Origin of the sequence: Paenibacillus tepidiphilus (assembly GCF_008635795.1) — a bacterium.
In the GTDB taxonomy this organism is placed as follows: Bacteria; Bacillota; Bacilli; order Paenibacillales; family Paenibacillaceae; genus Paenibacillus_AQ; species Paenibacillus_AQ tepidiphilus.
The window spans coordinates 23,572-35,252 of sequence record NZ_VWRQ01000005.1; the positions used below are offsets into that span (position 1 = coordinate 23,572).

At 54.0% G+C, this 11,681-nt stretch carries 10 protein-coding genes; 1 reads left to right on the top strand and 9 read right to left on the bottom strand.

Annotated features, from left to right (window positions below):
- The first annotated feature begins 58 nt into the window (after positions 1-58).
- Entirely contained in the window at positions 59-625 is a 567-nt protein-coding gene (locus F1379_RS07810; protein WP_150268196.1) for a TraR/DksA C4-type zinc finger protein, read from the top strand.
- Between the two features lie 2 nt (positions 626-627).
- Here F1379_RS07810 and F1379_RS07815 read toward each other — a convergent pair whose 3' ends face one another.
- From F1379_RS07815 to F1379_RS07855, 9 genes are all read right to left on the bottom strand, one after another.
- Positions 628-987, bottom strand: coding sequence for a replication termination protein (locus tag F1379_RS07815; RefSeq protein ID WP_150268198.1), 360 nt, complete (start codon positions 985-987; stop codon positions 628-630).
- 42 nt (positions 988-1,029) lie between these two features.
- A complete protein-coding gene (locus F1379_RS07820; RefSeq protein WP_150268201.1) occupies positions 1,030-1,227 on the bottom strand; it encodes a hypothetical protein in 198 nt (65 codons plus the stop codon).
- Between the two features lie 1,617 nt (positions 1,228-2,844).
- Entirely contained in the window at positions 2,845-3,477 is a 633-nt protein-coding gene (locus tag F1379_RS07825; RefSeq protein ID WP_150268203.1) for a general stress protein, read from the bottom strand.
- A gap of 168 nt (positions 3,478-3,645) precedes the next feature.
- Positions 3,646-6,135: an ATP-dependent helicase HrpB gene (gene hrpB / locus F1379_RS07830; protein WP_150268205.1), complete on the bottom strand. Its 2,490-nt coding sequence runs from the start codon at positions 6,133-6,135 to the stop codon at positions 3,646-3,648.
- Between the two features lie 409 nt (positions 6,136-6,544).
- Positions 6,545-6,943 carry a DnaJ family domain-containing protein gene (locus F1379_RS07835; protein WP_150268207.1) on the bottom strand — a complete coding sequence of 133 codons (399 nt, stop codon included), beginning with the start codon at positions 6,941-6,943 and terminating at the stop codon, positions 6,545-6,547.
- A 367-nt stretch (positions 6,944-7,310) separates the two neighbouring features.
- The gene (locus tag F1379_RS07840; protein WP_239004593.1) at positions 7,311-8,471 is read right to left on the bottom strand and encodes a DUF2087 domain-containing protein; all 1,161 of its coding nucleotides are present in this window, start codon (positions 8,469-8,471) and stop codon (positions 7,311-7,313) included.
- Between the two features lie 264 nt (positions 8,472-8,735).
- Positions 8,736-9,545, bottom strand: a complete 810-nt coding sequence (locus tag F1379_RS07845; protein WP_150268211.1) for an SDR family oxidoreductase — start codon at positions 9,543-9,545, stop codon at positions 8,736-8,738.
- Positions 9,546-9,790: 245 nt separating this feature from the next.
- On the bottom strand, positions 9,791-10,657 hold the full coding sequence (locus F1379_RS07850; protein WP_150268213.1) for a transglutaminase family protein: 867 nt from the start codon (positions 10,655-10,657) through the stop codon (positions 9,791-9,793).
- On the bottom strand, positions 10,654-11,607 hold the full coding sequence (locus F1379_RS07855) for an alpha-E domain-containing protein (RefSeq protein ID WP_150268215.1): 954 nt from the start codon (positions 11,605-11,607) through the stop codon (positions 10,654-10,656). The genes F1379_RS07850 and F1379_RS07855 overlap by 4 nt, the downstream gene beginning before the upstream one ends.
- Positions 11,608-11,681: the final 74 nt, after the last annotated feature.

Consider the following 11,681-nt stretch of genomic DNA (forward strand, 5'->3'; position numbering starts at 1 on the left):
GGGTAAGGTTAAATTACGCAGCTATTTACTCCGTTTAGACAGAAAGGACGATGACCTCATGAACCATTTAACCGATGAACAGGTGGCAACACTTCAGAAATCCCTGGAAGAGCGCAAAGCTGAGCTTGAGTCTCATTTCACGCAAAACAACGCAGAAGACAGCCTTCTGGGCGACTCGCTCAGAGTCTCTACAGGTGAGCTGTCCTCTGCCGATAATCATCCCGCCGACGTCGGCACCGAGACCTTCGAGCGCAGCCGGGATCTGGCGATCAATGCTTCGCTGAACGATGAACTGGAAGAAATTGAAGCCGCACTGCAGCGGATAGAAGATGGCACGTACGGCATTTGTGTGATCAGCAAGGAGGAAATTCCTTACGAAAGGCTGGAAGCCATTCCGCAAACACCCTATGCCGTAAATCATGTGCCTGACCGCAATGCTGCAGGCAGCGACCGTCCGGTCGAAGAGCAGGTCATGACCCGGCCGCCATCCGGGGCAGGTGAAGGCCGCCAGGAGAACAGCGGACGCTTCGACGATGCCGGCGCCTGGGAAGCTGCCGAAGATCACGGCACAGCCAGCTCTCCGGTAACGCCTCCGGGACAGGATGCTGAAGAACAGGATGCCTGAGCTTAATAGTTATCCTTAACCGCTTTGTTTAGAATACCCAAACAGCGGTCGAGGTCGGTCTTTACCTGTTTTTTGTACAGCTTGGCCTTCTCCTCCCCCTCCGCCGTGAAATGATAGAGCACGATTTCCTGGAAATCCACCTTGGGATCGCTGCCCTTCAGCTGCTTGGTACGGTATAGAATCCCCTGCTGAACCAGTTCATGCAGCGCACGGTATATTTCGCTCTGGGGAGGAGAATAGCCATAGGCCTTGAAATCCCTCCGCAGGTCCTCCAGCATTTGATACCCATAACCTTTATGTTTCTCCACCATCGTAATCAAATACACTTTAATAAATGCTCGTTGCGCAATCATAAACGCCATCAGTATACCTCCCTCAGGCCGGCGGCCGGCCGCAGCTCAATATCATATAAACTCATCTCTAGTTAATATAAACACTATTTTCCAACTTTCACAACCTTCTTGCTTCACTAGCCATCTACTACTGCAACATTCTAATTTCATAAAAAATACTGCTGCTATCGAAATTCTACTTCTACTACCTTCTACTTTTCTTCTACCATCTGCTTCAGCAACTATCTTGCTTCTGTAAACCCGCTCCAACTTCCATCTGCCTCCTCCATATTAATCCATATATTCCGAATGAACGGTTCTCCTATGCTTAATCCGTGGTTTATGTGGATAGATACATGATTGAGTTAGGTGATCAGGAATGTGAATAGGTATGTGGTGAGGTTTTGGCTTTGTATGTATTATTGTGAATTTTTCATATGTTGAAAGTAGGTGCATAAGAACGTGGGATTAGGAATGATTGCATGTGATGATTGATAGATGAAGGTGAGTAACGATTTGATGGTTCACTGAATGTTCAGCGGGTTGAATGGTGGGTGGCCAGTAAGTGGGATGTTTTTGGTGAAGTGATGGATTTGAGGCGGAAGATACAGGATTAATTGGTTTGTAAAGCACGGTTAGAATGTTCAATACAAAGAAATAAATAAAGAATTTGATTTAGATTTGACAGCCTTGTTAGACTGATTTGTTTTAGACTGATTTGTTTGAAGCAGTGTTTTAGGGCGCAGACTTTTTTGATCTGGTCGCCATAACTATAGATTATTGTGAAAAATTTCAGCGGACTATTATGAGTTTCTATTATGAATTTTTCATATGATGATATTAGGGAATATTAATGCTTGAGTTGATATTTGAGAATCAATGCTTAAACAGTAGTAAAATCCCATCACTAACAAAGAGGCCTTGCCCAAACAGTCGCAGCATTTCAGTGGATACTCCGAATGAGGCGTTCCTGATCAATACCTATAGTTAGCAAATTATTAGCACTTCTTGCCGGTATTACACCAGCCAGTCTTGTCTGCGAAGAAGATAGTACCGAAGGTAGGCGAAGTGAAGATCGATGGTATCAAAGTAGGTGATGCGTATGTAGACGATGTGAAGATCGATGGTATCAAAGTAGGGATGCGTATGTAGACGATGTGAAGATCGATGGTATCAAAGTAGGGATGCGTATGTAGATGGTGTTAAAGTAATTGGCGCTAAAGGTCGGCGATGTGAAGATCGATGGTGTCAAAGTAGGTGATGCGAATGTAGATGGTGTTAGTGTAGATGATGTAGATGGTACACAAGGTAAACGATGAAAGGTTAGTATGGCTGTGATGATCGGACATAGACTGCTCCGCAGACACGTGGTATGGATATAGATAGAACAAGCCGTAGCAGATAGTGGTATCGACGTCGGTGGTATTTAGCTTCATTTAGCCATCATTAGGCTGCATTCCCGGTGCTAGTTGGATTTCCGCCACTTATTTCTTGCGTTTCGGGTCATTTTCCAACTCTAGTTGGATTTCCGCCATCTAATTTGACCATAATACGCCCTAATCATGGATTTCAGTCCAATTAAGTGGCGATTATCGAACTAGATCATCACAAACCGCAAAAATGAGCAATTTAAGTGGCTAAAATCAAACTAGTACTTTGACCAAGCCAAATCTAAAGATGGTATGCCTGACATCCCCCGACCATACTCGCTAGTTAGACGGTGCACAGCTGCAATTTGATGCGGTCAAGGTTTTAGCGCGGAGCGAACAGCTCCAGTAGGAAACTATCCATAATACTACGGGTTTGCAGAACACAAGAAGCAGTGCCCCGATTCTGCCAGGACACTGCTTCGATTCACAAAATTATTATGGGATGATATACCGGTCATTACAGCCGGTTACGATTGTAGAATTCCGGATCAACCGTTGGATCTACGGTTCCACGGCTGTCGATTGTGCCCGGAGCCACAGGCTGTTCAGAGGTTACAGTACCGCGGTCCACAGGTGTGGTCCCAGGGTAGAGCGTGTTATAACGGTCGCTGTTCAGGGAACCGGAGGAGCGGAAGACATCATGGATCGTCTGCCCTCTTCTGTTCTCTTCTACCAGGACCAGAATGTCGCCTCTGTCGACAAAAGTCTCGTATTCTCTGGCCTCATCTTCAGGAATACCGAGTCCGATCAGGCCGCCGACAAGTCCGCCAGCTCCGGCACCGATAGCCGCACCGGTCAGCGTAGCAACGATCGGCCCTGCAGCCAATATCGGTCCAATGCCCGGTATGGCCAGCGCACCGATGCCGGCCAGAAGCCCGGCCACCCCGCCTACTACACCGCCGGTAGCCGCACCAGTCGCTACGCCTTCCGGTGCAAGCGTCCCGGTATCCTCGGATATATTCTTTAAATCATCGCGGTCTCGTGTGATAACTGAAATGTCGTCGGTAGGAACGCCTCTGCTTTGCAGTTCTTCAATTGCTCTGGTCGCTTCTTGTTCCGTCGCAAAAACACCTACAATTTTGTTAGTCACTTGAAGCCCTCCTTCGTAATTGTGTTCGCTACTTATTACCCGATAACAGGCAGATCAAACAGCCGAATACAAGAATGGAGCAGCTTCAGGCAGCCTGCCTTCCAGCCTGCCAGCGGCGGATTCAAGCAATACAAGCGCCAAAGAAATAACAAGTTCGGCACAGGAGCTTTAGTTGCGCGGACGCACCCGGCTTGTCGGAATAGCCTCCAGCGGGTTATCCGGCCAATAATGCTTTGGATAGCGGCCCTTCAGATCCTTTTTGACTTCAAAGTACGTGCTGCGCCAAAAGCTGGCCAGATCGGAGGTTACCTGAACCGGACGTCTGGCCGGAGATAACAGATGCAGCAGTACGGGCACCTTCCCACCGCCGATCCGCGGCGTGTCGAGCGCACCGAACATCTCCTGCAGCCTGACGGCAAGCACCGGTGCCTGTGGGTCGTTATAATCCAGCGCTACCCGTGATCCGCTGGGAACGGCAATATGTGTCGGGGCCTCCTTCTCCAGCACCTGGCGAGCCGGCCAGTCGAGCATGCCTTCCAGCGCTTTGGCGAGCGGCACCCGCTGCAGATCCCGCAGGTTGCGTATGCCCTGCAAATACGGACGCAGCCAATCACCAAGCCCGGCTGTCAACGCTTCGTCAGACATATCGGGCCAATCCGTGCGCAGCCGGCCGATAAAAGCCATCCGCTGCCGCAGCTGGACCGCGCCTTTGTCCCAAGGCAGCAGCTCTAGGCCCTCGGTGGCTATTACAGACAGCAGCACCTCCTCAATCTCCTCCGCTGTCGGCCGTTCATGAGCCGTCTCCTTAAGCACCAAGGCGCCGAACCTTGTCCGCCTGCGCGCCTGTACACTACCTGCGTCCTTGTCCCAGTACACTTCTCTTTCTTCGCTCAGCGCATCCTTATGCTGCAGCAGCAAATCCTCTTCTGGCAGCTCCGCCGCCAGAAGTATCCGCCCCTGGCCGGCGGCGTCATCCACGCCGGCCGCCACAATATAGGGCGAGCGCGCCAGCGGCTGCCCTTCCCGCAAGGCCGCCCCCCGGCCGCCGGAGAGCAGAAACGCGCCATCGCCGCGTTTCTGCCCCACCCGGTCGGGGTAGGCGAAGGACAGCAGCAGCCCGGCGGCGCTGCTGTCCACCGGCGCACCGGGCGCAAGCCCCAGCTGCGCCTGGAGGGCCCGGCTCTCGCGCTCCACCGCGCGCAAGAGCCCGGGGTCCGCTCCGCCCGTGTCGGCGGCGGAGCGCTCGTACCGGAGCAGCACCTCCACGCGCCGCGTGAGGTCGCTGTCCTGGGCAGCGGGACCCTTGAAGAGGTCCCGCTCCTGCAGCAGCGCCGCCAGCCGGCAGGCAAGCGGCGCTGCGCCAAGCTCTGCCGCGCGCAGCAGCATGTGCGCGGCGCGCGGATGCGCGCCCAGCGCGGCCATGCGGCGGCCGTGCGGCGTGATCGCGCCGCCGGCGTCCAGCGCGCCGAGCTGGCGCAGCAGCGCCGTGGCCTGCGCATATGGTGCGGCCGGCGGCGGGTCAAGCCAGAGCAGCGCGCCCGGCTCGCGCACGCCCCATAGCGCCAGCTCCAGTGCCAGCTGCGCCAGGTCGGTCTCCAGCATCTCCGGCACAGTGTTGTCCGGAAGGCGGGCATGCTCCGCCTCGCTCCACAGCCGGTAGCAGACGCCCGGTGCGGTACGGCCCGCCCGGCCGCGCCGCTGGTCGGCCGAAGCCTTCGATACCGGCACGGTTGCCAGGCGCGGCATGCCGGTGCGCGGGGAGAAGACCTGCGTCCGGCGCAGCCCGGTGTCGATTACAGTACGCACACCCTCAATGGTCAAGCTGGTCTCGGCAATCGAGGTTGCCAGCACCACCTTTCGTTCGCCCGGCACGGCCGGGGCCACAGCGGCATCCTGCAGCTGCTGCGGAAGCTGCCCGTAGAGCGGGCGCAGTACCGTTCCCGGCGGCAGAGAGGCCCGGGACAGCTCGCTTTCGGTTCGGCGGATCTCCCGCTCGCCGGGCAGGAACACCAGCACATCTCCGCTTTGTTCCGCCAGCGCCCGGCGGACCCCCGCCGCTGCGGTCTGCTCCAGGATGGCGTCGCTGCGGGAAGGCACATACAGCGTCTCCACGGGATAGGTTCGTCCCGGGCAGTTCACCACCGGCGCTCCGCCGAGCAGGCCTGCGACGCGTTCCCCATCCAGCGTCGCCGACATGATCAGAATGCGCAGGTCCTCGCGCAGCACCGCCTGTGCTTCCAGCGCCAGGGCCAGCCCGAGATCGGCATGCAGACTGCGTTCATGGAATTCGTCGAAGATGACCAGACCGACATCACCAAGCGACGGGTCGCTTTGCAGCATGCGGGTGAGTACTCCCTCTGTCACCACGACAATCCGGGTATGCTTGCCGACCCGGGTATCCTGCCGCATCCGGTAACCGACGGTCTGGCCGACGCTTTCCCCCATCGCAGCAGCCATATAGGAAGCTGCCGACCTGGCGGCCAGCCGCCGCGGCTCCAGCATCAGAATCGTCTTGCCGGCCAGCCACGGCTCATCCAGCAGCGCCGGGGGCGTTCCGGTCGTCTTGCCGGCGCCGGGTTCGGCAATCAGCACCGCCGCAGGGGCGGAATGAAATATCTGTTTCAATTCAGGTAATACCTGCGTAATTGGAAGCTGCATGTTCAATAACTCTCCATTATCTATTCGGCATAATTACGGTCAACGCTTGTCCGCTTTCATTATCATGGGCGAAAAAGGCCGCAATTTCAAGCCATTCAGCCAAATTGGTCACCCTCCTGACCGGACCCAAATACAACAAGCGCTCAGGGCCAGACACCGGACTTATCTCCGATGGTCGTGCGGCACGAAGTAGCCTTGGATACATGTCCTATTGCTTCGTTGAGTTCATTTTTATGAATGCTGATTTTCTTGTTTTCACTCCTGGCTCGAAAATAGGAAATGGCTCTGCCGGATTCTCTTCTGTGTTTGCACCAAATTGATACATGAACTCTACGGGGCGCCCAAGTATTATGTACTCGTTAAATCAAAAAGGAGTTCCTCCCCTTAGGGACAAGAACTCCTCTATACACTATTTGTCATCGCTGAGCAACCGCTTGTGAATCTGCTCACCGTATTCTGCGTAAACCCCGCTGCTCTCCAGACCGCGCTCACCCAGCAGCTGCTGCAGCCTGAGCCGCTTGAGCGACAGCTTCGACTCCAGCTCCGTGCGTTCTGCGTCATTCCCGCTTCCGCTTGTGCGGCAAGCCGCCAGCAATTCCTCAAGCGTCGCGCATTCCTTGCGCAGCAGCAATTCCTCCGGTAGCAGGCCGGCATTCTTCAAAATCTTGAAGGACATCCGCAGCTCTTCAGGTACTCCAGAGAGATCATCGAGTTCCAGCGGACGGCCGGCTCCCGCCAGATCGTCAAAATCACCGCCGCGCATTGCCTCTTGAATCCGCTGTTCAGCCAGCCACGACATAATCGCCATTTCATCGCCCCCACGCAAGGTTAGTCGCTGTTCCGCTACATTGTATCACAGCCTGCGCCCTGATACATCCTTCATATGGAAGCTGGACGAAAGCTTCTGGACGGAAGCTTCGAATTCTCCTTAGCATTGCTGCCTAAGACCGTCTGTTTGTTTCTGAACCAGTCATATATCCAGTGTATCTAAGACTCGTTCCGAACCCCTCATATTTCCTGAACACCTACGTGTCGGGTCCGAACCTCTCATATTCCATGAATATACCTTCGAGCCGTTCCGAACCCCTCATATCCCATGCAGTTACCTTAGAGCCGCTTCCGAACCCTTCTATATTCCCATATAAGTCTTCAATTTGCTGTTCTCCAAGCCCCGCTTACCGCTGCTTATGATATCCGTTGTCCCCGTATGGAGCCAGCTTCTCCAGCCACTTCTCCTCCAATTCGGCCAGCGGCTTACGGTATTTCAACGTTTCGGACGCTTCGGCTACGAAATCCTCCTCCGGCTTGATTTGCTCCAGTATTTCAAAAACAACATTCCCGGAGCCGTACTCCTTCCAGTCCGCCTGCAATGCCTTATTGTCATGCAGTCCGGCATCCAGCATAAATTTATGCTTATTCCATGCCCCATCCAGATTCATGCTGCTGCCGACCAGCGATTTGCCGTTGATGCTGTTATAAATTCTGTACACCCCCATCGGGCGGTGAGTATGCGCATAGTTGTATCCCAGTTCCTTACGTTTATTCTTATCCATAGTATCCATTCTCCTGTCCGTATTCATGTTCTTGGGCGGATCTTCAGTCTGTGTCCGCACCCAGTATCTGCTCCCGTCTTCCTCGCGGGCCAGCAATCCATAGTCAATCAAATAACGCCGCAGCAGCACATAATCATCGAAGGCCTCCTCCAGAATGGCGTTGACTTCTTTCTCCGTATAATCCCGGCCTGGCATAAAGCGCTGAATTAACTGGCGCAGAATTGCGGCTCTGCGCTTATGCTTGCGGGGGAATTCCGCGAGAGGTCCGTCCGGTCCCTCTTTAAAATAGCTGCCGATAATCTCCGCATATTCTTCTTCCGTTAAAATAATCTGCTTGTCCTGCACCGCTCCGCTTCGCGGTGTGCTGAGGAGCGGTGCGGAGACCCGGGGCTTCTCCTCCGCCAGCTCCATAATAGCCAGAAAGAGCTTCGCTTGCTTCACCTTCTCCCGCAGTGTGAAGCGGTGGTTGCGTACTGTCGATGTGCTGCCGATTCCCAGCGCTTCAGCCGCTTCGTTGTCGCTTTGGCCTTGTGCGAACGACTGAATCAGTCCTTTCTGCAGATCTGTCAGCCCGGTCTGCTTCTTATCCAGGCCAAGCAGCCAGTGGAACATCGTTCCGTGTGCTTCCGCCACATGCATACCTGCGAACTTCTCCGCTTCATAAAACTGCTCACCCCGTTTATAAATAACGCCCTTCTCAAATTCCTCGCCGCACACCAGGCAGGTATAGAATAGGGAAGGCTCTCGCGTTTGGGCGACGTAACCGAGCTTCAGCTCTTTCATAGAAGCATCCCAGAAAGCATCGGTTATACCGCCGGAACCATTATTGGCAGGCAACCCCATCACCTCTCATTATTAATATAGACATATTATCATTATGTTTATTTTTTTACAATCAAAATAACAAAACGTTTATTTTTACAATCTAACCACTACCGTTGTAGCGCTGCCCCGCTATCAGATGACGCACCGCATCTTTAGCTCTGTACACAGCAAACAACCCCGGCGCCGTTAAGGTGCCGGGGTTCGAAGCCTTGTTAATGCAAATTAAGACAAGAGCGATTCAGCCCCGTCGATGACAATCTGCGCTCCTGTAATATGACTGGACTCATCCGAAGCCAGGAAAGCGACCAGATCGGCCACATTCTCAGGCTTACCCGGCCCGTCGGCCAGCGGCTGAGCCCCCTGCGGGAACTCAATCGGGATTACGATTTCTTCCATTTCCTCGCTGAATTCCGTGCTTTCGTCGATGTTGGTGGAAATCGCACCCGGACAGATTACATTGACGCGGATTTTGAATTTCGCCAGCTCCAGTGCCGCCATCTTGGCAAAAGCCACCTGTCCGGCCTTGGTCGTACTGTAAGGCGACCAGCCAAAGCTGGTGAACCGGTAATTGCCGTTGATGGAGCTTGTAATGATAATGCTGCCTTTCCCCTTTGCTTTCAAATGAGGAATGGTATATTTCAAGGTCAGGAAGGTTCCGGTCAGATTGACGTTAAGTGTCCGTTCCCAGTCACTCACGCTCAGTTCCTCAATTGGCCCCACAACCCCATTAATTCCGGCATTGGCAAAGACCACATCTACGCCGCCAAAATGCTCTACCGTCCGTTTCACTGCTTCTTCCATCCGCGCCGCATCCGAAGTATCTACATCAATAGCCAGGGCGCAGTTCTCTCTCAGCTTATTTAATTGCCGGGCCAGCACGGCGGTGCGTTCATTCACCAGGTCGAACAGGGCGACATTGGCCCCTTCACGGGCCATCTGAATGGCGGCCGCTCTGCCGATTCCCGAGCCTGCACCCGTAATAATTGCGGTTTTTCCGATAAATCGCTGTTTTTTCGCTGTATTCGGACTCATAGGTACACGCTCCTTCCACAAACTCCATAATAATGGCTCTGTTTCAAGATTACCCATTTCCCGGCCCGTTATAATCAAGCCGAGCAGAATTTGTGATCAGGCGCGGGCACTGGTATGCAGAAACCGCTAGTGGAATGCCACTCGGTCAAGTGCTTTTTGCCGGAACAAGACTTTACATGCTTAATGGAACTGTGGCTCTTGTACAGTATCAGGCGGACATTGCTTTCAAGAATGAGTTTCACCACTCAATTATCCAGCCGTCTCACATCGACCTTTACACTGAGCGTTCCCGCAACACCGCGGTACACTCCTTTAACCGGTACAATGTCCTTGTAATCCCGGCCGTGGCCCAGCTTGACATAACGCCAGTTAACCTCCATATTGTTGGTCGGATCGAAGCCCAGCCAGCCCGTACCGGGGATATGCGTTTCCACCCAGGCATGGGAAGCCTGTTCGAAATCGGCATTGCCGCCCTGCAGGTCACCGACAAAATGGTACCCGCTCACGTAACGTGACGGCAGGCCGACGCTGCGGCAGACCGCAATCATCAGATGGGCGTAGTCCTGGCAGACGCCGCGTTTGAGCTTCAGCGCTTTTTTGACCGTAGTATTGACGCTGGTGGCTTCAGGATCATAGGTGAACTGCTCATAGATCGTCGAAGAGAGCCTTCGGGTCCAATCATACATATCCTCCGCCTCATCAAAAGGATGCTGTGAAGCAAACTCCACCAGCTCCGGTGTTACCTCCGTATACCGTGTCGGCAGAATGAATTCGATGTAGCGGTTCTGGAACTTTTCGTCGCTGAGCACCTTCAACTGCTCCTCCAGCGGAAGCCGCGGCAAGTCTGCGCCCTGGGCTTTATCCAGAGTAACCACCGTGGCCTTCGTCTGGATAACCATCTCCGTATGCGGCTTATTGACCGTATAGGCATGGACGCGGTTGCCGAAGAAATCCTCGTAGGTGAGCAAATGGGCCGGCGGATTGATCTCCACTTCATGATGATAGCAGGACTGCCGGTAGTTGGTGCGCGGCGTCAGCCGGATCTCATTGACACTGTCCGTCACCGGTTCGGGATACGTATACGTGGTGGTGTGATGGATTTGAATTTTCATATGCGGACTCCTTCACGGCGAAAAAAGGCGCCCTCCATCGTTTTGCCCAGACGCTGGCAGGAGAGCATCAGGGTATTCAGCAGCTCATCCACGACTTCTCCGGACATCTCTTCCTTCTCCATATAATCCAGCTCAGCTTTAAGCTTGCCGGCCTGACGGATGACCTTCTCATGCCCCGAGCCTTTCTCGGAGGTGTCCAGCTCAAGCTTGGCCAGATGCTCTTCCAGCTTGTGGAACGAGAAGCGGATCGAACGCGGGAACGAGCTGCTCGTAATCAGGAATTCCAGTATGCACTCCGGCGACATCGCATCCGCATAGTACCGGCGGAAGGACTGGTAGCCGCTGACCGATTTCAGCACCGCCTGCAGCTGTGTATAGACCAAGTTGATTTCCTTGTCTTTGCAATATACAATAACGGCCTGCAGAATCCGCACCGTGTTCTCCGCCCGTTCCAGAAAGCGGCCGCTCTCAATGAAATGCCACTCATTCCCCCGCAGCATGACCGACTGCTCCGCGCCGAGGAACATCGCCGTCCGCTCCTTGATTTGCCGGTAGAACTGATGCGGCCCGTTCATGATATCCGCCACCGACTGTTCCCCCAGCCACAGATTGAAGCTGTTCACAATATCCCACAGTTCACTGGGCAGGTGCTGCCGCAGGGTCCGCAGGTTATTCCGCGCCTGATGCACGCAGGAGAACAGGGAATTGGCATTGCCGAGATCCAGAGTAATAAAGGATAAGACATCCTGCTCCGCAAAGCTCTCAAACTGCTGTAAATATTCGTTTCTGACGCCAAGGGCATCAATCAGACGGGACCATTTATGACCCTCCGCCTGAAAATCCTCTTCCTGCTGGATATGATAATGCACATCAATCAGCCGCGCATGATTCTCTGCCCGTTCAATATACCGTCCTATCCAAAATAGAGCCTCCGCATTGCGATTCAGCATCGTCGCCACCCCTTCGCTTCAGTCTTGTGATGCCGCTTCAATTTGCCGCTTCCGAAGTCTAGCCTGCTCCTGCG